Genomic DNA, 23,520 nt, shown 5'->3' with positions numbered 1-23,520 from the left:
TTCGAGGCCAATGTCTCTCCTTGGCACAGCGCGCGCTTCGGCGCGATGCGCCTACTCGCGAACGAGGTGCCGGGACCAGGCTCTCCCACTGCGGTGGAGCCGGTTCCGGCCCTCCGCTCGGAGCTGGATTCGCTCCATAGGTCGGCCTCCCCGAACGTGGGACGGGTGCCCCGCGTCACTACGGACGGTACGACCGTGTGGGGCTTCCACGACGCAACCACGCCGCATGTCCTCCCATGTCATCCAGAGTTGACCCGACCGGCCGAGGGAGCCCTCGGGCGTTGGTATGCCACGTGGTCGCCCAGTTGCCCATGAGCGCCCGGTCTGCGGTCAGCTGCTAGCTGCCGAACCTGCGGTTGCGCTCGGCGTAGGCCCGTAGGGCGCGCAGGAAGTCGACGTGCCGGAAGTCGGGCCAGTAGGCCTCGCAGAAGTAGAACTCGCTGTGCGCGCTCTGCCAGAGCAGGAAGCCGGACAGCCGCTGCTCGCCCGACGTGCGGATGACGAGGTCGGGGTCCGGCTGACCCTTGGTGTAGAGGTGCTCGGCGATGTGCTCGACCTGGAGCGTCTCGGCCAGCTCCTCGATCGTGGTGCCGTTCGCGGCGTGCGCGACGAGCATCGACCGGACGGCGTCGGTGATCTCCTGGCGTCCGCCGTACCCCACGGCGACGTTGACCGTCATGCCCTTGACGCCCTCGGTGAGGTCGGCGCTCTCCTTGAGGCGGCGCGCGGTCTCGGCCGGCAGGAGGTCCAGCGACCCGACCGGGTTGATCACCCAGCGCTTGGTCTGGGCCAGGTCGCTCACGGTGTTCTCGATGATCGACAGCAGTGGGACCACCTCGGCCGCAGGCCTGCTGAGGTTGTCGGTGGACAGCAGCCACAGGGTGACCACCTCGACCCGCGCCTCCTCGCACCAGTCCAGGAATCCGGCGATGTTGTCCGCTCCGGCCTGGTGCCCTTCCTTGGTGCCGTGGCCACGGGCCTTGGCCCAGCGGCGGTTGCCGTCGAGCATCACGCCGACGTGCCGGGGAAGGGTCTCCCGCGAAAGGCGACGACTCAGTCGTCGCTCGTACGCGGCATACAGGAGGTCGGACAACGCCACGGCCACTCCTCGCCTTCTCCCGAACTGCACTCGACCCTCTCGGTCCCAACGCACCACGCTACCCCCGCGCGCCCCGCGCGGTCAGGCAGGATGGCGACCATGTCGCTCGCTCCCGGATCCTTCTACGACCTCGACGCGACGGAGGTGGGAAGCAGCACCGTGACCGCCACGCCCCACACGGCGGGACCGTGGTCGGCGGACGCCCAGCACGGTGGGCCACCCATGGCACTGATGGCGCGTGAGGCGGAGCGCGTGGGCGACGGGTCGCGGGTGGTCGCGCGGGTGACCTGCGACCTGCTCGGACCGGTACCGGTGGGCAGGCTGCGGGTGACCGCGCGTGTGGCCCGCCCGGGGCGGTCCGTGGAGCTGGTCGAGTGCGAGCTCGTCGACGTGGCCACCGGGCGTCCGGTGGCGCGGGCGGCACTGTGGCTGGTGCCGCGCGTCGAGTCGGGGCCGGTGACGGGGCTTCCCGTGCCCCCGCCGGGACACGCCGAGGGCGTCCAGCACGGTATGCCGCGTGGCTGGCACCCCGGGTACCTCGACGCGATCGAGTGGTCGTGGGTCGACGGCGCTCTGGAGCACCCCGGACCGGCCACGGTCTGGATGCGTCCGCGCGTGACCCTCGTGCCCGGCGAGCCGCTGTCACCGCTCCAGCGGTTCCTCGTGTGCGTCGACTCCGCCTCGGGGGCCAGCGCGGCCCTGGACATTCGCGACTGGCAGTTTATGAACACCGAGCTCACCGGCCACCTGGTCCGCGAACCCGGCGGGGAGTGGATCGGCCTGCGCGCCCAGACCATCCTGGGCGGCGGCGCCGCGGGCCTGGCGCAGGCCGAGGTGTTCGACGAGCACGGCTTCGTGGGCCGGACGGCGCAGGCGCTGCTGGTCCGACCGGCGGTGGCGGTGGGTGCGGCTCCTGCGGCTCCTGCGGCCAGCGATGCAGGAGTGACGGACGGTCGGTCTCCGAGCCCCGCCTGAGGCCGACCTCACAACCTACGCTCAGGTAACCTACGCAACCGTAGGTTACAGTGGTGGCATGACTACGGCACCCGCCCCTCGCTCCCAGCAGGGCCCACTCGAGTCAGTCGTCGCTGCGGTGAAGCCGCACCTGCGCGGCTGGCTGCACGCCGGCATGGTCCCCCTCGCCCTCGCGGCAGGCATCGTCCTGATCGCCTTGGCCCCCACTACTCCCGCGCGCATCGCCGCCGCGGTCTTCAGCGTCACCGCCTGGCTCCTGTTCGGCACCTCCGCGGTCTACCACCGCGGCAACTGGTCGCCGAAGGTCGCGGGCATCCTGAAGCGGATGGACCACTCCAACATCTTCCTGATCATCGCCGGCACCTACACGCCCTTCACGCTCCTGCTCCCCCGCGACGACGCCCGGACCATGCTGATCATCGTGTGGTCCGGTGCCATCGCCGGAGTGCTGTTCCGCGTCTTCTGGGTCGGCGCCCCCCGCTGGCTCTACACCCCGGTCTACGTCGCGCTCGGGTGGGTCGCGGTCTTCTACCTCGGCCCGCTCCTCAAGTTCGGCGGTCCGGTCATCGTCACCCTGATCGCGGTCGGCGGCCTGCTGTACACGCTGGGGGCCCTCGTCTACGGCATCAAGCGGCCGAACCCCTCACCGCGCTGGTTCGGGTTCCACGAGATCTTCCACACCCTGACCGTCGCCGCGTTCACGGTGCACTACATCGCGGCGTCCATGACGGTCTACGGCGCCGGCGCCGGCTCACCCAGCTGACGCGTCAGGCTTGCGGCGCGGTCTCCCAGAGACCCACGATGTTGCCCTCGGTGTCCTTGAAGTAGGCCGAGAAGCCCATCGAGGCAACGGCATCCTTGGGTGACAACACGGCACCGCCGGCTGCCTCGACCCGGGCCAGCGTGGCGTCGATGTCCTCCACGTCGATGACCACTGTCGGCGAGGCGAGGGTGGTCGACCGCTGGCCCATTCCCCCGTTGATGTACCCGGGTTCGGTCGGTCCCTGGTCACCGCTCGGGCCCGTGGACACCATCGTGTAGTCCATGCCGGGGTAGGACTGCAGGTCCCATCCGAACAGGTCGCCGTAGAACGCGCGGGCCCGCTCCCCGTCGTCGTAGGGGAGTTCGAAGTGGACGATGCGACCGCTCATGACGGGGCCTCCCTGGGTCGGCGCCCCGCCAGGGCGGAGCGCTACGTTCTGGACTCCCCAGTCTGCCCCTCCGGGCCGTCGGCGTCACCGCTGTCGGAGGGCCCTTCCGGCTGCTGCCCGCCCGACCCGTCCTTGCGGGACTTCTTGACGGCGGCCTCGGCCTCGGCCTCGCGCTGGAGCTCTTCGGCACGGTAGGACATCCGTCGCATCCGGGCGTTCATGTTGCGCATGAGGAGGTAGAGCGCGACCGCCAGCACGAAGAAGGCGACGAAGCCCCATAGTCCGGGCGAGACCATCGCCGAGGGCGCGCCGTTCACGACGTCACCTCGCGGCGCCCGTCGTAGGCGAGCTCCAGGTCGCCCCTGGTCGCGAGCTCGTCGCCCGTGGCCGCGTCCGGGATGCCCGCGAAGAGGTCGTCCTCGACGGGAATGACGGGCAGGTACGACAGGGCCGCCTCGAAGTCCTCGGTCGGCCACACGTTCACCTGCATGTCACGCGGCACGCGGAACCAGGCGCCGTCCGGGTCGATCTGCGTCGCGTGCGCCAGCAGCGCCTGGTCGCGCTGGTCGAACCAGTCGGCGCAGTGCACGCGCGTGGTGATGGTGCGGGCCTTCTCCGGGTCCCAGTCCTTGAGCCAGTCGGCATACGGACTCTCGACGCCCTGCTCCAGCAGCGCGTCGTGGAAGGCGGCGTACTTGGCCCGGTTGTGCGAGTTGTAGTAGAGCTTCAGCGGCTGCCACGGCTCACCAGCATGGGGGTATGCCGCGGCGTCGCCTGCCGCCGCGAAGGCCGCCATCGACACCGTGTGGGTCATGATGTGGTCCGGGTGGGGGTAGCCGCCGTTCTCGTCGTACGTCGTCACGACGTGGGGGCGGAACCGGCGGATCTCGCGGACGAGGGCTTCGGTCGTCACCTCGATCGGCTCGAGGGCGAAGCACCCATCGGGCAGCGGCGGCAACGGGTCACCCTCCGGAAGACCGGAGTCGACGAAGCCCAGCCACGTGTGCTGGACACCGAGGATCTCCTGGGCGCGCTTCATCTCGTCACGGCGGACCTGCGCGAGGTCCCGCTCGATGTGGGGGTCGCCCTTGAGCCGGGGGTTCAGCACATCGCCCCGCTCGCCGCCCGTGCACGAGACCACGAGCACGTCATAGCCCGTGGCGGCGTACCTCGCCATCGTCGCCGCACCCTTGCTCGACTCGTCGTCGGGGTGCGCGTGCACCGCCATCAGTCGCAACCGGTCAGCCACCTGCACAACCTCATTCGTCCATCGCCGACAATGGTCCTCCGGAGTCACCAGACGTCCGGACCGTTTGCCATCCTCTCACCCGCGGAAGGTCACCCATGCCGCTCCCCCGTCCCGCACCCGGCACCGGTCGCTGGTGGGTGATCGGCACGATCGGCTGCACCATCGGGGTCGCCCTCGCGGTCTGGCTCGGGCTGGCCAACAGCCTGGGCGCCGTCACGTGGACCGACACCGACTACAAGGTGCTCGACGACCGCAGCGTGCAGGTCGGTTTCGACGTGCACCGGTCCCCCGCCCAAGCCGTCACGTGCACGGTCCAGGCGCAGGACACGGCGCACGGCGTCGTCGGGGTGCTCGAGGTCCAGGTGCCACCCTCCGCGGAGCGGTCGGTGCACCAGCAGGTGGTGGTACGCACCGCGTCACGGGCCGTCGGCGGCAGCGTCCGCAGCTGCGCGGCCTCCTAGGCGCACGAGGGAGACCAGCCGTCCGAGGGCGAGCCCGCCGACCGACGTCGTGACCGCCAGCAGGAAGTACTGGAACGCCGCGAGCCCTGGCGTGAGCTCGTCGTTGCCCAGGCCGCCGTCGAAGAACCCGGACACCACGCTGACCAGGCAGGCGGCGGCCAGCAGTCCGGAGGCCCCGATGGCCACCCGCCCGGGCGATCTGGTGGCGAGCCAGACGAGCAGCAGCTGCGCGAGGATCATCGGCACCGGCGCCGCCAGCAGGGCCTCCGGGCCCCAGGCCTCACCCCAGGTGTTGACGCCGGCGCGGACCGCGAGGAGCCCGCCAGTGAGGTCGGTCGCGAGGAGGATCGCCATGGCGATGCGCAGCCCGCGAGTCGTGGTGGTGGGAGTGGTGACGGACATGCTGGGTCTCCTTGGTTCTCGGACGGGCCTTCCCCGTCAAGGCAGCAGCGTGCCGGGGCTCACTTGGGGCCGACTTCGGGCTTGCTTGGACGAAGGCCACCCCACCCCGTCTGACCTGCGAAGATACCGGCTCGGCCCCCGAGGTGGGCCGACCAGCCGACGCGATGCCGCGGCATACCGGAGCCACTGTCCACGAACTCGGCGAAATGGACCCTTTCGAGCGCGGCGATGTAGTCTTGTCCTTTCACCGAGCGGTCTGGACCCGACACTGCGATGCCACTGCGAACGTGGTCGGGGTCCGGGCCGCTGTGCGTACCACCATCTCCGAGACGCGTCCGCGTCCGGCGGAGACCCGAACAAGGAGTACACCGTGAGCGAGACCGCGACCCCCACCGCGAGCTACCTGACCCAGGAGGCCTTCGACCGTCTGAAGGCCGAGCTGGACCAGCTCTCCGGCACCGGCCGTACGGAGATCGCCAAGAAGATCGAGGCCGCCCGCGACGAGGGCGACCTGAAGGAGAACGGCGGCTACCACGCGGCCAAGGAGGAGCAGGGCAAGATGGAGGCCCGCATCCGCCAGCTGACCCAGCTGCTCGAGAACTCCATCGTGGGCACCAAGCCGGCCGATGACGGTGTCGTCGAGCAGGGCATGGTCGTGACCGTCGAGATGTTCGGCGACGACGTCACGTTCCTGCTCGGCTCGCGCGAGATCGCCGACGGCACCGACCTCGAGGTCTACAGCGAGAAGTCCCCCCTCGGCGCTGCCATCAACGGCAAGAAGGCCGGCGACAAGGCGTCCTACAAGGCGCCCAACGGCAAGACCATCCAGGTCCGCGTCAAGTCAGCGACGCCCTACACCGCCTGAGCAGCTGCGCCCTTCGCGGCCCAGGCATGCCGCTCAGCTGAACTTGAGCTCGTAGCCGTGGCCGCGCAGGGTGCGCAGGACCTCGTCGCAGTGCTCCTTGCCCCGGGTCTCGAGCTGCAGTCCGATCTCGACCTCGTCGACCGTGATCGTCGTGCCGGTGCGGATGTGCTCGACCTCGAGGACGTTGGCGTCGACGGCCGCACAGTCGGCGAGCAGCTTCGCGAGGTGGCCGGGACGGTCCGAGACCCGCACGCGGAACTGCAGGTAGCGTCCGGCTGCCGCCATGCCGTGCCGGATGATCCGCAGCAGGAGCAGCGGGTCGATGTTGCCGCCTGAGAGGACCGCCACCACTGGTCCGTCGAGCTGCTGCTGACCTGCCTTGTCGAGCAGGTGGGCGACCGCCGCCGCGCCCGCGGGTTCGACGACCAGCTTGGCGCGCTCGAGGGTGAACAGCAGGGCCCGCGACAGCTCCTCCTCGCTCACCGTCTCGATCGCGTCGACCAGTTCGCGGACGAGGGCATAGGGCACGTCACCCGGCATCCCGACGGCGATGCCGTCGGCCATCGTCTGCATGTTCTCGTAGGCGACCGGCTTGCCCGCCGCCAACGACAAGGGGTATGCCGCGGCCTGCTCGGCCTGCACGCCGATGATCCGCACGTCGGGGCGGGCAGCCTTGACGGCGACGGAGATCCCGGCGAGCAGGCCCCCGCCGCCGGTGCTGACCACGATGGTCTTGACGTCCGGGCACTGGTCGAGGATCTCCAGCCCGGCGGTGCCCTGACCGGCCACGATGTCGCGGTGGTCGAAGGGGTGGATGAGGACCGCTCCGTTGTCCGCCTCCCACGTGCGGGCCTTGACCAGGCACTCGTCGATCGTGGTGCCGACCTGCTCGATGGAGGCTCCGTAGGCCTTCGTCGCGAGCAGCTTGGGCATGGGCGCGCCATGAGGCATGTAGACCTTGACGTCGATGCCGAGCAGCTGACCAGCCAGCGCGACGCCCTGGGCGTGGTTGCCGGCGCTGGCCGCGACCACGCCGCGCGCCTTCTCCTCGTCGGAGAGCCTGGCCATCCGGGTGTAGGCGCCCCGGATCTTGAAGGACCCGGCGCGCTGGAGGTTCTCGCACTTGAGGAAGACCTCGGCGCCGACTCTGTCGGAGAGCGCTCGGCTGTACTCGAGGGGCGTGGGACGGACGATGCCACTGAGCAGGTCTTGCGCAGCGCGCACGTCGTCGAGGGTGACAGACAGCGTCGGTGATGCCATGGCCGGAAGGCTAGTCCCTTCCACGGCACCCCGACGCCATCGGTGGGTCAGCCCCGGGTGACCTAGCCCTGCGTGCGCTTGTTGAAGGCGCGGATGGCCAGCGGGGCGATGACCAGGGTCAGTCCGATGGTCCAGATCAGCGTGGTCACGACCGGGTGGTGCATCGGCAGCTGGGCATCGGCCGGCACCGGGATGTCATTGCCCCACAGCTGACGCACCGCCTGCACGAGCGACGAGATGGGGTTCCACTCGGCGATCACCCGCAAGGCGTGCGGCATGTTGTCGGTCGGCGCAAAAGTGTTGGCCAGGAAGGTGATCGGGAACATGGTCGTGAACATGAGTCCGTTGACCGCCTCGACCGACCGCATGGCCGATCCGACGAGGATGCCGATCCAGATCATGGCGAAGCCCCACAGCAGCAGGAGCGCATAGGCCAGCACGGCCTCGGCGAAGCTGCCCCGGATCCGCCAGCCGACGAACAGGCCGGTGACGGACATGACGAGGATGCCGATGCTGGAGTGCATCAGGCTGGAGATGCTCCGACCCACGAGCACGGCCGAGGGGTTGATCGGGAGCGACCGCATGCGGTCGACGATGCCCTTGTCGATGTCGGCGGTCAGGCCGACGGCGACGATGAAGGACGCGAAGGCGATGGTCTGCCCCATGATCCCGCCCATCAGCCACTCCCGGTAGCCGGCGGGCGAGCCCTGCACCGCGATGGAGCCGCCGAACACGTAGGCGAACAGCAGGACGAACATCACCGGCTGGATGGTGACGTCCATCAGCATCTCGGGCATCCGCTTGATGTGGATGAGGTTGCGTCGCGTGATCGCGAGGGACTGCCGCAGCAGGCCGGTCGGCTTGATCTCGGGGCGGGCGATGCCGCTCGCCGACCTGCGCGTGGTGGTGTCGGTGGTCATGACGCCTGCTCCTGGTCGGTGTCGGTGGCAACGTTCTCGGCCCGGTGGCCGGTGAGGTGGAGGAACACGTCGTCGAGGCTCGGTCGCTTCAGGCCGAGGTCGTCGAGCTCGATCGCGCTGTCCTCGAAGATCGCGGCGATCCGCGTCATGTCGCGCAGTCCCTCGGCCGGCGCCGTGAGCTGGCGGGCGGCCTCGTCGACGTGGACCTCGGAGACGCGCTGGCGCAACATCTCGGCGGCAGTCTGGAGGTCCTCCGCGCGCGACACCGTGAGCACCAGGCTCGCCTTGCCGCTGCGGTCCTTGAGCTCGAGAGGGGTGCCCTCGGCGATGATCTGGCCTCGGTCGATGACGACGATGCGGTCGGCGAGCTGGTCGGCCTCCTCGAGGTACTGCGTGGTGAGCAGCAGCGTGGTGCCGTCCTGGACGAGCCCACGCAACACCTCCCACAGCTCAACACGGCTGCGGGGGTCGAGCCCGGTGGTGGGCTCGTCGAGGAAGAGGACGGGCGGCGTGGCGATGAGGCTGACGGCGAGGTCGAGCCGACGACGCATGCCACCGGAGTAGGTCTTGACGGTCCGGTCGGCCGCCTCCGTCAGCGAGAACCGCTCCAGCAGGTCGGCGCCCGCCCCCTTGACGTAGGACGACGACAGTCCGTAGAGGGACCCGATCAACCGCAGGTTCTCGCGGCCGGTCAGCAGCTCGTCGACCGTGGCCGCCTGGCCGGTGAGGCCCATGGACCGGCGCACCGCGTCGGGCTCGCGCAGCACGTCGTGCCCCGCGACTCTGGCCGTGCCGCTCGTGGGCCGGGCCAGCGTCGTCATCATCCGCACCGTCGTCGTCTTGCCGGCGCCGTTGGGACCGAGCAGCCCCAGCACCGACCCCTCGGGCACCGAGAAGCTCACGTCGTCGACGGCCGTCTGGTCACCGAATCGCTTGACGAGGTGCTCGGCCTCGATCGCCAGGGCTGTCATGCCTCGACCCTAGGCCGGGGTCTGCTTGCACAACCAGTCATTTTCCAGTCCTCCAATTCGCGTTATATCGCGTTGGTCGAGACACGTTATATCGCGTCCGTCTCCTTGCCCGCAACCCCGCTTCCGCCCCGCCCGCCGCTACCCCGCACACCCCGCAGCAGCTCCCCTGCACACCCCGCTGGACCGACGCTACGCCCCACCACCGACAACGGCCTTCGCCAGGGCCCGCGCGGCGACCGGGTGCCTCTCGCGCAACAGGCCCACCGCAAAGAGCAGGTATGCCGTGTCGGTCACCAGGGCAGCCTCCCGAGGAACCTTCCAGCCGCCGGCGTGGTCGCTCCTGACCGACTGCAGCACCTCTTCGCGCCCAACGGACGTGGCGTGCCGGAGCACCCCTCCGGAGCCGATCACGACCTGGACGTCGGCCAGCGGCCGGGGCCCGGCACCGGGCCCGGGCGGTCGGGCGTGACGCCGCACTGCGACCACTGCTGCGGCCCGTGCCAGGGCGAGGTCCATCGCCCACTCGTCGCCCCCCTCCGGAAGGTGACCGGTGTCGCGGACCAGGCGCGCGGCATACCCGTCGATGCCTGGGGGGAGGGGCACCTGCTCACGGTGGGCGGCCTCGACGATCCCCTCGGCGTTCCACCGCATGCCGAGGTCTGCCTCCACGGTCCGTGCGTGCCACAGCGGGGCGACCACGTCCTTGGCCAGTCCGGCGTCCTCACCCTGCGGTCGCAGCGCGGAGTAGACGTCGGTGGTCGCTCCCCCGATGTCGACCACCATGACGTCACCGTCGAGGTGTTCGGCCAGGACGGCGACCCCGCCGAGGACGGCGTCAGGGGTGGGGGCCTGCACCATCGCCGCGAAGTCCGGCCCCTTGGACAGGCCCTTGCCGCCGATGACGTGGTCGAGGAAGACCTGCCTGATCGCGGCGCGGGCCGGCTCGGGGACGATGACGCCGATGGCCGGCAGCACGTTGTCGGCCATGGTAAACGAGCGCCCCGTCGAGGACAGGATCGCGGCGACCTCGGCCTGGACATCGGCGTTGCCCGCCACGACGACAGGTGCTCCGATGCGAGCCTTCGCCAGGCGAGATGCGTTGTGCAGCAGCACTTCTCCGTTGCCGCCGTCCGTGCCACCCACGAGCAGCACGAGGTCGGGGCGGCTGTTCCTCAGTTCCCGGACCCCGTCACCGGACAGCGGTCCCGACGTCACGTGGGACACCCGCGCGCCGGCGCTCAGCCCGACGCGGTGGCCGGCCTGCGCAGTGACGTCCCGCTCGTAGCCCACGACGGCCAGCCGCAGCCCGCCCCCCGCACTCGAGCACGCGAGCACCTCGTCGACGGGGCCGTGGACCGCGAGCTCCGCGCGCAGGGTGCGGTAGCCGTCCAGGACATCGGTGCCGATCGTCGTCGGTGTGGAGGACGTGGCGACGACCGACCCCGACCCGTCGACGAGGACGGCCTTGGTGAAGGTCGACCCGAAGTCGACACACAGCAGCTGCGCCACGTCGTTGGCCCGATCCCCGCTCGCCCGTTGGTCGTTCGCCCGATGCCCGCTGGGCCGGTCAGCCGAGCCGGTCGAGCGCCTGCTGGAGGTCGGCGATGAGGTCCTCGACGTCCTCGATGCCCACCGAGAGACGGATCAGGTCGGCCGGCACCTCCAGCTCGGTGCCCGCGACGGAGGCGTGCGTCATCCGGGCCGGGTGCTCGATGAGGGACTCGACCCCGCCGAGGGACTCGCCGAGGGTCCACAGCTGGGTCTCGCCACAGACCTTGACGGCGACGTCCTCGCCGGCCTTGACCTGGAACGAGATCATGCCGCCGAACCGCTTCATCTGGCGCTTGGCGACCTCGTGCCCGGGGTGGCTCTCGAGCCCCGGGTAGTGGACCGCGCTGACCGCCGGGTGGCTGAGCAGGAAGTCGACCACGCGCTCGGCGTTGTCGCTGTGCTGCTCCATGCGGAGCGCGAGCGTCTTGAGACCCCGCAGGACCAGCCAGGCGTCCATCGGGCCGGCGACCGCACCCATCGAGTTCTGATGCGTTGCAACGCGATCCACCGCGTCCTCGAAGCCGGGAACGGTGATGTCGTTGCCCACGACGACGGCGCCACCGACGACGTCGGAGTGGCCGCCGCAGTACTTGGTGGTGGAGTGCGTGACGATGTCCGCCCCGAGCGACAGCGGCTGCTGGAGGTAGGGCGACGCGAACGTGTTGTCGACGACGAGCAGGGCGCCCGCCTCGTGCGCCACCTCGGCGAGGGCGGCGATGTCGGCGATGCCGAGCAAAGGGTTGGTCGGCGTCTCGACCCAGACGATCTTGGTCAGCCCCGGGCGGATCGCCGCGCGCACCGACTCGACGTCGGCGATCGTGGCGATCGTGTGCTCGATGCCCCAGGTCGCCAGCACCGTGTTGAACAACCGGTAGGTGCCGCCATAGGCGTCGCTGGGCACGACGACGTGGTCGCCGGGCTTCAGCAGGGCCCGCAGGACGGTGTCCTGGCCCGCGAGGCCCGACGAGAACGCGAACCCGCGAGCGCCCCCCTCGAGGGCGGCGAAGCACTCCTCGAGGGCGGTGCGGGTCGGGTTCGCGGAGCGGCTGTACTCGTAGCCACCGCGGAACCCACCGATCCCGTCCTGCTTGTAGGTGGAGACCTGGAAGATCGGGGTGATGACCGCCCCGGTGCCGAGGTCGGGCTCCTGGCCCGCGTGGATCGCACGCGTGGCGAAGCCCTGGTTGCTGCTCTGCTCGCTCATGGCCGCAAGGCTAGCCTCCGCTCAGGACTGCTCCCTCACCACCGGGTCACCCACGCGGACCACTCCGCCCTCCAGGATCCGGAAGACCGTGCCGCCTCGTGCGTGCAGTGCCTTCATGGCTCCCGGCCCGATCAAGTCGTCCATCAACCGGCAGGGCGCGGCGGGGCGGACCACCTCGAGGAGGGCCTCCCCCATCCGGACCCGGGTCCCCGGGCGACCGGGCACGGGGCCGCCGGACACCGTGATGTTGCGACGAGTGGCTCCGGGCTCGACGGGGGCTCCGAGCTCGCGGCTCGCCTCGGTCAGCGCAGCCTCCGACTGCACCGTGACGTGGCGATGCCTCGACCCGTGGTAGCGGTCCCCCACCAGCCCCGCTCCGGCCTCCGCCACGACCGAGTCGACGGACCTCATCGGCAGCTTGGTGGCCTTCGCGACGTGGATGGACACCACCGTCCCGAGATCGACGTCCACCGGGTCGTCGTTCACGGTGTCACCTTCTGCCACTCGCGCATCATCGCGTCGTTCACGAAGCCGATCACCTGGTTGACGTTCAGCATGGGGGCGTTGTCGTCGGCGTTCCAGGTGCGGACGCTCCTCGTGGCAGGAGACTCCTGCATGAGCGAGAGCGTGCCGGCGGCCTTCATGCGCAGGCCGAGGCGGTGCCCCCGGTGCTCGCGCACCACGAGCGTGTCCTGCTGGAATGCCACCGCCGGGTTCTCGCGCGGCACCTGCACCTGCGTGTAGCCGACCAGCTCGCCGGTGGCCTGGTGCACGGCATACGTGTCCACGACCCGGCGGCCCATGGCCGCGATCCGCTCGTAGTCGCCGCGCACGCGCTCCTCGTCCCAGCGCTCCTCCTCGAGCTGGAGGTCGCCCATCGGGATGTCGGTGCTCATCCGCCGGCTCAGCTCCGCGCGCCCCGCCAACCACGCGTCAGGTATGCCGTCCCAGCAGGTCTGCACGACGTAGCCGTCCGCCTCGTCCCCGGCCAGCGCGGCTTCCAGGCGCCCGCGGTCCGCCGGGAGGGACAGGGAGCTGCGCATCACGGTCTGGGCGACGGCATACCCGTGCGGCGCAGCAAATTCCTCGCCGCTCTCGTCCCGCGCACCCACGGGCCACTGCGTCTCTGCGAGGAATACGGAGCGACCATGCCCGCGGGCGGCGGCCTCGGTGTGATCGAGCAGTGCGCTGCCGACCCCGCGGCGACGGTGGTCGGGATGGACCACGACGAAGACCATGGCCTGCGACAGGTTGTCGTGCTGCGGCATCGCGAGGCCTGCGGCGCCGACCACGGTCCCGGCGTCGTTGACGGCTGCCCAGGGGATCCGGCGTCGGTCGGTGCTGCGACCCATCTCGCGCAGCTCGTCAGCCGAGTGGGCCGTGTGGTCCGGGCCGAACTGGTGTCGGCCGTCCGCGGCGAAGACCTCGGCCCAGTCGTCGAAGAGCTGCCGCTGGGTGTCGTCCGGGTCCTCGATCAGGGTGATGGTGACCATGCCACCACCCTGCCCGGGCCAGCGCCCTCTGCGCCAACCGTTTCGCAGCGCCTTGGCGCCCGAGCACGGAACAGTCGAGAGCCGGGGCGCGTTGGACCGGTCGTGATATTCGGATCGCGTGCCAAGACGACCCTGCCCACCGCCGAGACCGCCCTGCGAGGACGCGAGACGCGTCCGTTCCACATCGCTGACGACCACGTCGTCCTGCACACCCCGCTCGAGGGTCCGTGGCCGGACGGCACCGAGGTGCTCTACATCGCGATGGGGTGCTTCTGGGGTGCGGAGCGCATCTTCTGGAGGCAGCCCGGCGTCGTCACGACGGCGGCCGGCTACATGGGTGGGCTGACGCCGAACCCGACCTACGAGGAGACCTGCACCGGCCTCACCGGCCACGCCGAGGCGGTGCTCATCGCCTACGACCCGGAGCAGACCACGCCGGAGCTGCTGCTCAAGGAGTTCTGGGAGAACCACGACCCGACCCAGGGCAACCGGCAGGGCAACGACATCGGCACGGCCTACCGGTCCGCGATCTACTGGACCACGCCGGACCAGCAGCGGGCCGCGGAGGCGACACGTGAGGCGTTCCAGAAGGTGTTGTCGGACAACGGGTTCGGCACCATCACGACGGAGCTGCGGTCAGCCGAGGACGCGGGCGCGTTCTACTATGCCGAGGACTACCACCAGCAGTACCTCTACAAGAACCCCGGCGGCTACTGCAACCACGGACCCAACGGCATGACCTGCCCCGTCGGGCTGGTGAAGCAGGACCAGCTCCCGTCGCAGGAGAGCGTCCTGCGCGTCAACGACTCGAGCGACCTCAGCGGCTGACTCGAGAGCCGCGCGTCGCGCTCCTGGACGCGCGTCAAGGTTCGGGAAGCGGAATGCGCCTTCAGAAATGCGAAGGCGCATTCCGCTTTCTGGATTTCAGTCCCCACCGGGGAGGTGCAACGCCCGCTGCGGTGGGCGCGCGGCATACGGTGACGCCGTGCAGATCCGTGACATCGCCGACTCCGACCTCGACGCCTTCGTGCCGATCTTCCGCGAGGTCGTCGACGCCGGTGAGACCTACGCCTACCCGCCCGACCTCTCCGACGAGCAGATCCGCGACCTGTGGTTCGAGGACGCGCCAGGGCGATCGGTGGTCGCGGTCGACGACGACGGCACCCTGCTGGGCAGCGCGAAGATGGGGCCCAACCGACCCGGGCGCGGCTCGCACATCGGGACGGCGAGCTTCATGGTGGGATCGGCGGCGCGCGGCCACGGTGTCGGGCGCGCCCTGGCCGAGGACATGGTGGCCTGGCACCGGCGGGAGGGCTTCGCCGCGATCCAGTTCAACGCCGTGGTCGAGACCAACACCGCGGCAGTCCGGCTGTGGCGGGACCTCGGCTTCAGGATCCTCGCAACGGTCCCAGCAGCCTTCGAATCCAGGACCCACGGCCGGGTCGGACTGCACCTGATGCTGCTCGAGCTCTGACGTCCGTGGCGTTCTCCTTGGGGGCATCATGATCTCGGCGCGCCTGACCCACCGCCAGGGCGCCCCCCAGCTCAGCGACTCACGCGGTACGCGGCACCGATGTCGGCGAAGGTCCAGGAGTCCTTGAGGACGCCCTTGCTGTCGCGCAGGTAGGCCGAGTCACCAGTGTTGTTCCAGACGTACCAGGTGCGGTTGTAGTAGCGCTTGGTGCTGGTGGCGGCTCCCTTGCCGGTGTAGACGTAGACCGATGCCTTGGCCTTCAGCGTGAACGTCGGGAACCGGTAGGTGTAGCCCTGCTTGTCCTTGAGCGTCCAGCCGGTCAGCGAACGGTTTGTGGCCGTGGTGTTGGTGATCCGCACCCACTCGGTGTTGAGGCTGGCGTTGGATCCGGTGTCCGATCCCGGTGAGTCGTACTGGATCTGGGTGATCCGGATGGCGGGGACCGCCGCGTCGGCGGATGCCGAAACGAACAGCCCCACAGCGAGGGCGACGGCGGGCACGACGGGGAGGGCGAGACGAGAGCGCATGGGGCGAAAGACTAGGCGCGGCCCGGCTCCCGGCCTGTCGAGTTCGCACCTTTTGCCCGGAGCTCGGTCCGAACGGACGACCCCCCTGACCTGCGCCGCAAGAGCCGACTGACCCACGAAGGGCCCCGCCGGTCCCGCGCTGACGCCGCCGGCTCCGCGCTGGCCGGGTCGGCCGCAGTGGACTCGCGAGCGGCTTCGCGGAGAGCACGCCACTGCCCCACCAGGTCGTCGACGTCGACCAGCGGCGCCCAGATCGGGTAGCGCGGCCCGATACCGGGTCGGAGCCGGTCGATCTTCACGCGGTGGTTGTAGTCGTCGAGCACGGCACGGACGCTGGCCTCGGTCCGCAGGTCGAGCAGCGACGCGGGGAACCCAGCCGCCTCCTTGCGCAGCGCCAGCGGGGGTGACAGCGCGCCGGACAGGTCGAGGTGCTCCCGCTCGGCCAGCCGCCTGACCCACCAGTCCGGGTCCTCACGTTCCGGGTCACCGAGGCTGCGCAGCGGCTTGCCCGAGCCGGGCAGGTTGTCGAACTCCCCGCGTTCCTGCGCCTCACGGATGGCCCGTTCCACCGGAGATTCCCAGTTCTCCATGGTGCCAACCTAACTCGCGCAGCCACCGACGAGGTATGCCGCGTGGGCGAGCACGTGGGCGACCACGCCGGAGAGCATGCGGGTGACCACGCGGCATACCTCGTCTAGGTGGGTGGGGCGGGGTGGCTCAGGCCGGGCCGCCCGGCGCGGCCAGCTGCCTCGGTGACGTTGCGGGCCACGCTCCCGGCGGCACGCTCGAGCGGCGTGCGGGGGGCTCCCGAGACGCTCGGCGGCATGACCACCACCGGGCAGCTCGCACCGTTGACCAGGCGCATGGCAAACCCCGGGAGGGTCGTGAGGTCGAGCCGTCGGGGTGCGTCGATGACCAGCAGGTCCGCGTGCTCAGCCGCCGCGAGCAGGCCGACGCGCTTGCCGCCGGGGACCAGCCGGACCTCGACGCCGTGCCCACCTCCGAGCACCTCGGCCACATCGGCCTGCAGGTCGGCCAGCGCCTGCTCCTGCGCGGCGCCGGCGTCCTCGGTGATCGGCGCCGGGGTGACCCTGGATGCCGTCTGCGGGGGCGTGGGCCGCCACGCGCGCACGGCCACGACGCGCCCGCCGCGCAGGGCCGCCAGCTCGGTGGCCCAGTGCAGCGCGGTGGGCGACTTGGAGGTCGCGCTGACCCCGACCACGATCGTGTAGGGCTGCATCTCGTCGAGAACTCCCATCAACACCACCTCCTACGCGCGGACCGGCTCGGACTGCGGATCGTCGTCGCTGACCTTGCTCAACGGGTCGGCGATGTCCTCCAGCCCCTTGCCCTCGGCGTCGACCCCGATCCGGATGGCGACCAGGCCGCCGACGAGCATGATCGCCGACGCCAGGACGTAGCCCCAGAACAGCGGGGTGCGCTCCTTGCCCTCTCCCACGAGGGCGCCGAACAGGACAGGCCCCAGGGCGCCAAAGATCTGGCCGATGGCGAAGAAGTACGAGATGGCCTGGCCGCGCACCTCGAGCGGGAAGATCTCGCTCACTGTCAGGTAGGCCGAGGACGCTCCCGCCGAGGCGAAGAAGAACGACACGCACCAGAAGATCGTGTGCGTCGTCGCGTTGAGCGTGCCGGCCTTGAACAGGAACGCCGACACCAGCAGCACCAGTCCGGCGATCATGTACGTCGCGAAGATCATCTTGCGCCGGCCGATGGTGTCGAAGAGGTGGCCGAGCAGCAGCGGTCCTGCGAGGTTGCCGACGGCGAACGGGATGAAGTAGATCGCGGCCGCCGACTTGTCCAGGTGGTAGAAGTTCTGCAGCACCAACGCATACGTGAAGAAGATGGCGTTGTAGAGGAAGCTCTGCGTGATCATCATCGTCAGGCCGAGCACGGTACGGGACGGGTACTTCTTGACGAAGACGTGGAGCAGGTCACGGAAGGGGATGCTCTCCCTGGCCTTGATGCTCATCGCCTTGTCCTCGTCGACCGGGGCCAAGGTCTTGCCCTGGGCCTCCACCGACGCCTCGATCTCGTCGACGATGCGTTCGGCCTCCTCGCCCTGGCCGTGGGTCACCATCCAGCGCGGGCTCTCGGGGATGTGCCGGCGCAGCCAGATGATGATCAGGCCCATCACCGGTCCGATGAAGAAGGCCACCCGCCACCCGACGTTCTCGGCGACGTGGTCGGTGTCCAGCAACCAGAAGCTCGCGAAGGCGCCCAGCAGCGCGCCCGCCCAGTAGGTGCCGTTGACGGCGATGTCGACCCGGCCGCGGTACTTCGCCGGGATCAGCTCGTCGATGGCGGAGTTGATCGCGGTGTACTCGCCGCCGATGCCCAGACCTGCCACGAACCGCCACAGGTAGAGGAACCACGGCGTCCAGGCCAGACCTGCGATGCCCGATCCGATCAGGTAGATGGCCAGGGTGATGATGAACAGCCTCTTGCGGCCGAGCCGGTCGGTGAGGCGGCCGAAGGTGAGCGCCCCGACGACCTGGCCGATGAGGTAGATCGTGCCCGCGAAGCCGACCTGAGTGGAGCTCATGTGGAGGCTGTCCTGGAAACCCGCGTTGGACACGAGCTGGATCTCGAGCCCGTCGAGGATCCACGAGACGCCCAGACCGACCACCACCAACCAGTGGAACCGGGCCCAGGGCAGCCGGTCCATCCTGATCGGGATCAGGCTCCGCACCGCCTCGGACTCGGTCGGGACTGCTGCTGTCGTCATGGGCCACTCCTCGCTCTTCACGTCAGGTGGTTGCGCAACGCACCCGACGGGAGAACCTACGCGCGGTTCGTCCGATTCGCACGTTGAACAATGCCCTGACCTGCGCAAACACGCGCGCGACCCACCTTGAACACCCCTGCGGCGCCTCCCTGCGTAGGGTCTGGTCCATGCGAATCGTGTCCCTGCTCCCCTCGACGACGGAGCTCCTCTTCGCCATCGGCGCAGGCGACCAGGTCGTGGGCGTCACCTTCGAGTGCGACACCCCGGTCGAGGCCCGCAGCCGCACGATCGTCTCGACGACGGCCATCCCGGAGGGCTTGTCGCCCCGCGACATCGACGCCTTCGTGAGCAAGGCGATGGCCGCCGGCGAGGACCTCTACCACCTCGACGCGGGAGCCCTCGGCGCCCTGGACGCAGACCTCGTCGTCACCCAGGACCTCTGCGCCGTGTGCGCAGTCGACGTGTCCGTCGTCGACGACGCGCTCGCCTACCTCGGATGCCGGGCCGAGGTGCTGACGATCGACCCGCACACCCTCGACGAGGTCCTGGACTCCGTCACCGCCCTCGGCACCGCCACCGGTTGCGAGGGCAGCGCCGGTCGGCTCGTGGCCGGCCTGCGCCAGCGCCTGTATGCCGTGGAGCAGGCAGTGCGCGGGGCGCCCAGACCGCGGGCCCTGGTCCTCGAGTGGACCGACCCCGCCTTCGCCCCGGGTCACTGGGTGCCCGAGATGGTGACCCTCGCCGGCGGCCTCAACGCGCTCGGCACGGCCGGCGAGAAGTCGGTCCGGGTGACCTGGGACGCCGTCCGGGAGAGCGCACCGGACGTGATCGTGTGCGCCCCCTGCGGCTACGACCTCGAGGGCTCGGTTGCCTTGGCACGCAAGGCGATCGACGACGGTGAGCTGCCACCCGGCATACCTGTCTGGGCTGTCGACGCGAACGCGAGCTTCGCGCGTCCCGGTCCTCGCCTCGTCGACGGTGTCGAGGCGCTGGCCGGCATCCTGCACCCGGACGCGACGCAGCCGCCGGGCCAGGACATGGCACGACGGCTGCGATAGACCTGCCGCGACAGGGCGCGAGGGCTAGTCGACCAGGGCGATGAGCAGGTCGGCGCGGGTCAGCACGCCGACCGGCTTGCCGTCCTCGACGACCATGATGGCGTCGGCCTTCTCGAGCTCGTGGCGGGCGACCGAGACGGGCTCGCCCGCGCCCACCAGGGGCAGCGAAGCCTCCATGTGCTTGTCGACCGAGTCGGTGAGGTGAGCGCTGCCGTTGAATAGCGCCTCGAGCAGGGCTCGCTCGCTGACCGAGCCCGCCACCTCGCCAGCCATGACGGGCGGCTCGGCCTTGACGACCGGCATCTGCGACACGGAGTACTCGTGCAGGATCTCGATGGCGTCGCGCACGGTCTCGGTCGGGTGCGTGTGCACGAGGGCCGGCATGTCCCCGGCCTTCTTGTGCAGCAGCTCGCCGACGGTGGTCTGGTCGACCGACCGCATGAAGCCGTAGGAGCTCATCCAGTCGTCGTTGAAGATCTTGGACATGTAGCCGCGCCCGCTGTCGGGCAGCAGCACGACGACAATGGCCTCGGCGGGCAGGTCCTTGGCCGCGCGCAGGGCGGCGACGACGGCCATGCCGCAGGAACCGCCCACGAGCAGGCCCTCCTCCTTGGCGAGGCGGCGCGTCATCTCGAACGAGTCGGCATCGCTGACGGCGATGACCTCGTCGACGACCTTCGGGTCGTAGGCCGTCGGCCAGAAGTCCTCACCGACGCCCTCGACGAGGTAGGGACGGCCCGTGCCGCCCGAGTAGACCGAACCCTCGGGATCCGCGCCGATGATCTGGACGCGTCCGCCCTCGCGGGTGTCGGACACCTCGCGCAGGTAGCGACCCGTGCCGGTGATCGTGCCGCCGGTGCCGACGCCGGCGACGAAGTGCGTCACCCGACCGTCGGTGTCGTCCCAGATCTCGGGGCCGGTGGTCTCGTAGTGGGAAGCGGGTCCCATGGGGTTGGCGTACTGGTTCGGCTTCCACGCGCCCTCGATCTCGCGCACGAGCCGGTCGGACGTCTCGTAGTAGGAGTCCGGGTGGTCGGGAGCCACGGCGGTCGGGCAGACCACGACCTCGGCGCCGTAGGCCTTCAGCACGTCGCGCTTGTCCTGGCTGACCTTGTCAGGGCAGACGAACACGCACTTGTAGCCCTTGCGCTGGGCCACGAGAGCCAGGCCCACGCCGGTGTTGCCGGACGTCGGCTCGACGATCGTGCCGCCGGGCTTGAGCTCGCCGGAGGCCTCCGCGGCCTCGACCATCTTCAGCGCGATGCGGTCCTTCACGGACCCACCCGGGTTCATGTACTCGATCTTGGCCAGGATCGTCGCGGCGACCCCTTCGGTGACCGAGTTCAGCTTGACGAGGGGCGTGTTCCCGACGAGGTCGGCGATGTGCTCTGCGTACTTCACCAGCCCATCCTCTCAGATGCTGGACACCCGCCGGACCCGCGGCAGACGGCGGGCCAGTCACTGGAAAGTCCCCCAACTGTGCTCTCCCACAACTGGTGGAGCCCTGGGAACACCCCCCGGCGGACCATCAGAGGGGGAGGGGGCACACCATGTCATGGTCAGCCGTTAACGTCAGGGAGACCGGCGAGGAGAGGGAGCTGTCGATGGGTCGTGCTCGACGCGCGCGCAAGATCGCGGCCACCGCTGCCTACGGCGGTGGCGGTCTCGCTGCGGGCATCGGCGCCCTGGGCGCGCTGGGCTACGGCGTGCTCAAGGCCGAGGCCAAGGTCGCCCGACGGATCGTCGGCCAGCCCTTCGACGGCTCTCCGGACGACAACGGCACCTACGGCGCCGGCGTGGGCGAGCCGGTCGAGCTCATCGTCCTCGGCGACTCCTCGGCCGCGGGCATGGGCGCGGACAACCGCTACCAGACGGTCGGCGCGATCATCGCCAACGGCGTCTCCGCCCTCACCGGCAGGCCTGTCCGACTCACCAACACGGCCGTCGTGGGCTCCGAGTCCTCCGGGCTGGAGCTCCAGCTCGCCAACGCACTGGACCAGGTGGCGCGTCCCCACGTCGCGGTCATCATGATCGGCGCCAACGACGTCACGCACCGAATCAACAAGGCGGTGGCGGTACGCCACCTCGAGACGACCGTGCGGGCGCTGCGAGTGCTGGGCACCGAGGTCGTGGTCGGCACCTGCCCCGACCTGGGCACCATCCAGCCCATCCCCCAGCCGCTCCGGCTGATCGGACGCCGCTGGTCGCGCGACCTCGCCGCGGCCCAGACCGTCGCCGTGGTCGAGGCCGGGGGTCGCACCGTCTCGCTGGGAGACCTGCTCGGCCCCGAGTTCGCCGAGCGTCCGCACGAGATGTTCAGCGCCGACCGCTTCCACCCCTCCCCCGCCGGCTATGCCCGGGCCGCCTCCGCGTTGCTGCCCAGCGTGTATGCCGCCCTGGGCGTGTGGTCGGGCGAGCGGTCCGAGGAACGCACCCCCGACACCCGCCGAGGCGAGGGGGTTGGTCCCGTGGCGATCGCAGCGGTGCACGCCGTGCGCGACCCCGGGACCGAGGTGAGCGCCACCCAGATCGCCGGCCAGAGCCGCGGCCCCCGTGGTCGCTGGGCGATGCTGCTGCGTCGCCCCCACAACCCGGTGCCCGACCGCCATGAGCAGGCGCACGGCCCGACTGCAGGCTCCAACGACAGTGCCCCACAGGTCCCGGGTGACGGCGCGACCGACCTCACCCGCCACGCTGCGCACGCGTCCGGCGTCGAGGCCAGCTCCGAGTCCGATGTCGCGTCCGGCCGCGAGTCCGGCGTCGCGTCCCGCGTCGAGTCCGGCGAGAGCAAGGACACACCCACGGACCCAGCCACACGGCATACCATCGAGGCTGACTAAGCGGTCGCTTATCTCTGCGCCGCTGGGAACTGCTGCCTGAGGAGAACCCCGTGACCGAAGCCGTCATCGTCTCGACCGCCCGCACGCCGATCGGGCGCGCATTCAAGGGCTCGCTCAAGGAGATGCGACCCGACGACCTGTCCGTGCAGGTCATCAGTGCCGCGCTGGCGAAGATCCCCGAGCTCGACCCCCGCCTCGTCGAGGACCTCTACTGGGGCTGCGCCGAGCCGTCGGGTCGGCACGGCTCCAACATGGCGCGCGTGATCGCCGTGCTGGCCGGTTTCGACGGGCTGCCGGGCTCCACGATCAACCGGTTCTGCGCCTCGTCGGTGCAGACGACGCGGATGGCCTACCACGCGATCAAGGCCGGCGAGGGCGACATCTTCGTCTCCGGTGGGGTCGAGTGCGTCTCGCAGTACACCAACTGGGCCGGGGCCGGTGGCTCGTCCGGTGACGACCAGAACCCCAGGTTCGCCGGGTCCGCCGCCCGCAGCGAGCAGATCGCCGCGAGCAACGAGACCTGGTCCGACCCCCGCCAGCAGGACCTCCTGCCCGACGTGTACCTCTCCATGGGCCAGACCGCCGAGAACGTCGCCACCCTGCGCGGCATCTCGCGCGAACGCCAGGACGAGTGGGGCGTCTCGTCGCAGAACCGCGCCGAGAAGGCCATCGCTGACGGGTTCTTCGAGCGCGAGATCGCGCCGGTGACCTTGGGCGACGGCAGCGTCGTGAGCAAGGACGACGGCCCGCGCGCAGGCGTGACACTGGAAGCGCTGCAGGGGCTCAACCCGGTCTTCCGCGAGCAGGGCACCATCACCGCCGGCAACTGCTGCCCGCTCAACGACGGCGCCGCCGCGGTGGTCGTCATGAGTGACACCAAGGCCAAGGAGCTGGGCCTGACGCCACTGGCCCGGGTGGTCTCCACCGGCGTCTCCGGGCTCTCGCCGGAGATCATGGGTCTCGGTCCGGTCGAGGCATCGCGCCAGGCGCTGGCCCGGGCCGGCATGACGATCGGCGACATCGACCTCTACGAGATCAACGAGGCGTTCGCGGCGCAGGTGCTGCCATCCGCCGATGACCTGGGCATGGACTTCGACAAGCTCAACGTCCACGGGGGCGCGATCGCCCTCGGTCACCCGTTCGGCTCGACCGGCGCGCGGATCACGACGACGCTGCTCAACGGCCTGGCTGCCCGGGACGGCCAGTTCGGTCTCGAGACGATGTGCGTGGGTGGCGGCCAGGGCATGGCCATCATCTACGAACGCCTCAGCTGA

26 protein-coding genes are annotated in these 23,520 nt (G+C 70.2%); 9 read left to right on the top strand and 17 right to left on the bottom strand.

What is annotated here, in order from left to right; translation table 11 throughout:
- Positions 1 to 337: 337 nt before the first annotated feature.
- Complete coding sequence (locus tag AC1DWP_RS12230) at positions 338 to 1,099, bottom strand: isoprenyl transferase (RefSeq protein ID WP_477614747.1); 762 nt, start codon at positions 1,097 to 1,099, stop codon at positions 338 to 340.
- A gap of 99 nt (positions 1,100 to 1,198) precedes the next feature.
- Between AC1DWP_RS12230 and AC1DWP_RS12225 the strand changes: the two genes are divergently transcribed.
- Both AC1DWP_RS12225 and trhA read left to right on the top strand, forming a co-directional pair.
- A complete protein-coding gene (locus AC1DWP_RS12225) occupies positions 1,199 to 2,074 on the top strand; it encodes a thioesterase family protein (RefSeq protein ID WP_477614746.1) in 876 nt (291 codons plus the stop codon).
- Positions 2,075 to 2,132: 58 nt separating this feature from the next.
- Positions 2,133 to 2,837, top strand: coding sequence for a PAQR family membrane homeostasis protein TrhA (gene trhA, locus AC1DWP_RS12220; protein WP_477614745.1), 705 nt, complete (start codon positions 2,133 to 2,135; stop codon positions 2,835 to 2,837).
- 4 nt (positions 2,838 to 2,841) lie between these two features.
- On the opposite strand, the gene AC1DWP_RS12215 is transcribed toward trhA, so the two are convergent.
- Genes AC1DWP_RS12215 through mca form a run of 3 tightly spaced genes read right to left on the bottom strand, consistent with a single transcriptional unit; the run spans position 2,842 to position 4,474 of the window.
- Positions 2,842 to 3,225 (bottom strand): VOC family protein, encoded by a 384-nt coding sequence (locus AC1DWP_RS12215; RefSeq protein WP_477614744.1) that lies wholly within the window; start codon positions 3,223 to 3,225, stop codon positions 2,842 to 2,844.
- 41 nt (positions 3,226 to 3,266) lie between these two features.
- Positions 3,267 to 3,542: a hypothetical protein gene (locus tag AC1DWP_RS12210; protein ID WP_477614743.1), complete on the bottom strand. Its 276-nt coding sequence runs from the start codon at positions 3,540 to 3,542 to the stop codon at positions 3,267 to 3,269.
- Positions 3,539 to 4,474: a mycothiol conjugate amidase Mca gene (gene mca / locus AC1DWP_RS12205; RefSeq protein ID WP_477614742.1), complete on the bottom strand. Its 936-nt coding sequence runs from the start codon at positions 4,472 to 4,474 to the stop codon at positions 3,539 to 3,541. The genes AC1DWP_RS12210 and mca overlap by 4 nt, the downstream gene beginning before the upstream one ends.
- Positions 4,475 to 4,569: 95 nt before the next feature.
- On the opposite strand from mca, the gene AC1DWP_RS12200 reads away from it, so the two are divergent.
- On the top strand, positions 4,570 to 4,935 hold the full coding sequence (locus AC1DWP_RS12200) for a DUF4307 domain-containing protein (protein ID WP_477614741.1): 366 nt from the start codon (positions 4,570 to 4,572) through the stop codon (positions 4,933 to 4,935).
- Here AC1DWP_RS12200 and AC1DWP_RS12195 read toward each other — a convergent pair.
- Positions 4,891 to 5,337 carry a hypothetical protein gene (locus tag AC1DWP_RS12195; protein ID WP_477614740.1) on the bottom strand — a complete coding sequence of 149 codons (447 nt, stop codon included), beginning with the start codon at positions 5,335 to 5,337 and terminating at the stop codon, positions 4,891 to 4,893. The genes AC1DWP_RS12200 and AC1DWP_RS12195 overlap by 45 nt on opposite strands.
- 370 nt (positions 5,338 to 5,707) lie before the next feature.
- On the opposite strand from AC1DWP_RS12195, the gene greA reads away from it, so the two are divergent.
- Complete coding sequence (gene greA / locus AC1DWP_RS12190; RefSeq protein ID WP_477614739.1) at positions 5,708 to 6,202, top strand: transcription elongation factor GreA; 495 nt, start codon at positions 5,708 to 5,710, stop codon at positions 6,200 to 6,202.
- Positions 6,203 to 6,235: 33 nt separating this feature from the next.
- Here greA and ilvA read toward each other — a convergent pair whose 3' ends face one another.
- The 7 genes from ilvA to AC1DWP_RS12155 all read right to left on the bottom strand — a co-directional run bounded on the left by ilvA (position 6,236) and on the right by AC1DWP_RS12155 (position 13,601).
- The gene (gene ilvA, locus AC1DWP_RS12185; RefSeq protein ID WP_477614738.1) at positions 6,236 to 7,462 is read right to left on the bottom strand and encodes a threonine ammonia-lyase; all 1,227 of its coding nucleotides are present in this window, start codon (positions 7,460 to 7,462) and stop codon (positions 6,236 to 6,238) included.
- Between the two features lie 62 nt (positions 7,463 to 7,524).
- Positions 7,525 to 8,382, bottom strand: coding sequence for an ABC transporter permease (locus tag AC1DWP_RS12180; protein ID WP_477614737.1), 858 nt, complete (start codon positions 8,380 to 8,382; stop codon positions 7,525 to 7,527).
- The gene (locus AC1DWP_RS12175; protein WP_477614736.1) at positions 8,379 to 9,353 is read right to left on the bottom strand and encodes an ATP-binding cassette domain-containing protein; all 975 of its coding nucleotides are present in this window, start codon (positions 9,351 to 9,353) and stop codon (positions 8,379 to 8,381) included. Before AC1DWP_RS12175 ends, AC1DWP_RS12180 begins: the two co-directional genes overlap by 4 nt.
- Positions 9,354 to 9,542: 189 nt before the next feature.
- Entirely contained in the window at positions 9,543 to 10,862 is a 1,320-nt protein-coding gene (locus AC1DWP_RS12170; RefSeq protein WP_477614735.1) for a glutamate mutase L, read from the bottom strand.
- 58 nt (positions 10,863 to 10,920) lie between these two features.
- Complete coding sequence (locus AC1DWP_RS12165; protein ID WP_477614734.1) at positions 10,921 to 12,108, bottom strand: cystathionine gamma-synthase; 1,188 nt, start codon at positions 12,106 to 12,108, stop codon at positions 10,921 to 10,923.
- A 21-nt stretch (positions 12,109 to 12,129) separates the two neighbouring features.
- The gene (locus AC1DWP_RS12160) at positions 12,130 to 12,594 is read right to left on the bottom strand and encodes an MOSC domain-containing protein (protein ID WP_477614733.1); all 465 of its coding nucleotides are present in this window, start codon (positions 12,592 to 12,594) and stop codon (positions 12,130 to 12,132) included.
- Positions 12,591 to 13,601: a GNAT family N-acetyltransferase gene (locus tag AC1DWP_RS12155; protein WP_477614732.1), complete on the bottom strand. Its 1,011-nt coding sequence runs from the start codon at positions 13,599 to 13,601 to the stop codon at positions 12,591 to 12,593. The genes AC1DWP_RS12160 and AC1DWP_RS12155 overlap by 4 nt, the downstream gene beginning before the upstream one ends.
- 105 nt (positions 13,602 to 13,706) lie before the next feature.
- Here AC1DWP_RS12155 and msrA point away from each other — a divergent pair, with 105 nt between their 5' ends.
- Together msrA and AC1DWP_RS12145 are read left to right on the top strand one after the other, a co-directional pair.
- Entirely contained in the window at positions 13,707 to 14,429 is a 723-nt protein-coding gene (gene msrA, locus AC1DWP_RS12150) for a peptide-methionine (S)-S-oxide reductase MsrA (protein ID WP_477615300.1), read from the top strand.
- Positions 14,430 to 14,586: 157 nt separating this feature from the next.
- Positions 14,587 to 15,075: an N-acetyltransferase family protein gene (locus AC1DWP_RS12145; RefSeq protein ID WP_477614731.1), complete on the top strand. Its 489-nt coding sequence runs from the start codon at positions 14,587 to 14,589 to the stop codon at positions 15,073 to 15,075.
- A gap of 71 nt (positions 15,076 to 15,146) precedes the next feature.
- Here AC1DWP_RS12145 and AC1DWP_RS12140 read toward each other — a convergent pair whose 3' ends face one another.
- From AC1DWP_RS12140 to AC1DWP_RS12125, 4 genes are all read right to left on the bottom strand, one after another.
- Positions 15,147 to 15,602 carry a lamin tail domain-containing protein gene (locus AC1DWP_RS12140; protein ID WP_477614730.1) on the bottom strand — a complete coding sequence of 152 codons (456 nt, stop codon included), beginning with the start codon at positions 15,600 to 15,602 and terminating at the stop codon, positions 15,147 to 15,149.
- Between the two features lie 11 nt (positions 15,603 to 15,613).
- Positions 15,614 to 16,192, bottom strand: a complete 579-nt coding sequence (locus tag AC1DWP_RS12135) for a DnaJ family domain-containing protein (RefSeq protein WP_477614729.1) — start codon at positions 16,190 to 16,192, stop codon at positions 15,614 to 15,616.
- 104 nt (positions 16,193 to 16,296) lie between these two features.
- On the bottom strand, positions 16,297 to 16,860 hold the full coding sequence (locus tag AC1DWP_RS12130) for a universal stress protein (RefSeq protein ID WP_477614728.1): 564 nt from the start codon (positions 16,858 to 16,860) through the stop codon (positions 16,297 to 16,299).
- 12 nt (positions 16,861 to 16,872) lie between these two features.
- On the bottom strand, positions 16,873 to 18,348 hold the full coding sequence (locus AC1DWP_RS12125; RefSeq protein WP_477614727.1) for an MFS transporter: 1,476 nt from the start codon (positions 18,346 to 18,348) through the stop codon (positions 16,873 to 16,875).
- A gap of 167 nt (positions 18,349 to 18,515) precedes the next feature.
- On the opposite strand from AC1DWP_RS12125, the gene AC1DWP_RS12120 reads away from it, so the two are divergent.
- A complete protein-coding gene (locus AC1DWP_RS12120; RefSeq protein ID WP_477614726.1) occupies positions 18,516 to 19,406 on the top strand; it encodes a cobalamin-binding protein in 891 nt (296 codons plus the stop codon).
- A 24-nt stretch (positions 19,407 to 19,430) separates the two neighbouring features.
- Here AC1DWP_RS12120 and AC1DWP_RS12115 read toward each other — a convergent pair whose 3' ends face one another.
- Positions 19,431 to 20,807 (bottom strand): cystathionine beta-synthase, encoded by a 1,377-nt coding sequence (locus AC1DWP_RS12115; protein ID WP_477614725.1) that lies wholly within the window; start codon positions 20,805 to 20,807, stop codon positions 19,431 to 19,433.
- Between the two features lie 203 nt (positions 20,808 to 21,010).
- Between AC1DWP_RS12115 and AC1DWP_RS12110 the strand changes: the two genes are divergently transcribed.
- Both AC1DWP_RS12110 and AC1DWP_RS12105 read left to right on the top strand, forming a co-directional pair.
- Positions 21,011 to 22,246 carry an SGNH/GDSL hydrolase family protein gene (locus tag AC1DWP_RS12110; RefSeq protein ID WP_477614724.1) on the top strand — a complete coding sequence of 412 codons (1,236 nt, stop codon included), beginning with the start codon at positions 21,011 to 21,013 and terminating at the stop codon, positions 22,244 to 22,246.
- A gap of 50 nt (positions 22,247 to 22,296) precedes the next feature.
- Positions 22,297 to 23,520, top strand: coding sequence for an acetyl-CoA C-acetyltransferase (locus AC1DWP_RS12105; protein ID WP_477614723.1), 1,224 nt, complete (start codon positions 22,297 to 22,299; stop codon positions 23,518 to 23,520).

It is taken from the genome of Pedococcus sp. P2_F6, assembly GCF_056403675.1.
This window is presented reverse-complemented; position numbering and strand designations above follow the sequence as displayed.

What these genes read in the sequence shown, in the direction of transcription:
- ilvA (WP_477614738.1), bottom strand. Translation starts at nt 7,462, where the DNA reads ATGGCATCACCGACGCTGTCTGTCACCCTCGACGACGTGCGCGCTGCG.
- AC1DWP_RS12200 (WP_477614741.1), top strand. Translation starts at nt 4,570, where the DNA reads ATGCCGCTCCCCCGTCCCGCACCCGGCACCGGTCGCTGGTGGGTGATC.
- trhA (WP_477614745.1), top strand. Translation starts at nt 2,133, where the DNA reads ATGACTACGGCACCCGCCCCTCGCTCCCAGCAGGGCCCACTCGAGTCA.
- AC1DWP_RS12140 (WP_477614730.1), bottom strand. Translation starts at nt 15,602, where the DNA reads ATGCGCTCTCGTCTCGCCCTCCCCGTCGTGCCCGCCGTCGCCCTCGCT.
- AC1DWP_RS12125 (WP_477614727.1), bottom strand. Translation starts at nt 18,348, where the DNA reads ATGACGACAGCAGCAGTCCCGACCGAGTCCGAGGCGGTGCGGAGCCTG.
- AC1DWP_RS12130 (WP_477614728.1), bottom strand. Translation starts at nt 16,860, where the DNA reads ATGGGAGTTCTCGACGAGATGCAGCCCTACACGATCGTGGTCGGGGTC.
- AC1DWP_RS12215 (WP_477614744.1), bottom strand. Translation starts at nt 3,225, where the DNA reads ATGAGCGGTCGCATCGTCCACTTCGAACTCCCCTACGACGACGGGGAG.
- AC1DWP_RS12225 (WP_477614746.1), top strand. Translation starts at nt 1,199, where the DNA reads ATGTCGCTCGCTCCCGGATCCTTCTACGACCTCGACGCGACGGAGGTG.
- AC1DWP_RS12135 (WP_477614729.1), bottom strand. Translation starts at nt 16,192, where the DNA reads ATGGAGAACTGGGAATCTCCGGTGGAACGGGCCATCCGTGAGGCGCAG.
- AC1DWP_RS12180 (WP_477614737.1), bottom strand. Translation starts at nt 8,382, where the DNA reads ATGACCACCGACACCACCACGCGCAGGTCGGCGAGCGGCATCGCCCGC.
- AC1DWP_RS12195 (WP_477614740.1), bottom strand. Translation starts at nt 5,337, where the DNA reads ATGTCCGTCACCACTCCCACCACCACGACTCGCGGGCTGCGCATCGCC.
- AC1DWP_RS12120 (WP_477614726.1), top strand. Translation starts at nt 18,516, where the DNA reads ATGCGAATCGTGTCCCTGCTCCCCTCGACGACGGAGCTCCTCTTCGCC.
- AC1DWP_RS12110 (WP_477614724.1), top strand. Translation starts at nt 21,011, where the DNA reads ATGGGTCGTGCTCGACGCGCGCGCAAGATCGCGGCCACCGCTGCCTAC.
- AC1DWP_RS12155 (WP_477614732.1), bottom strand. Translation starts at nt 13,601, where the DNA reads ATGGTCACCATCACCCTGATCGAGGACCCGGACGACACCCAGCGGCAG.
- AC1DWP_RS12175 (WP_477614736.1), bottom strand. Translation starts at nt 9,353, where the DNA reads ATGACAGCCCTGGCGATCGAGGCCGAGCACCTCGTCAAGCGATTCGGT.
- AC1DWP_RS12165 (WP_477614734.1), bottom strand. Translation starts at nt 12,108, where the DNA reads ATGAGCGAGCAGAGCAGCAACCAGGGCTTCGCCACGCGTGCGATCCAC.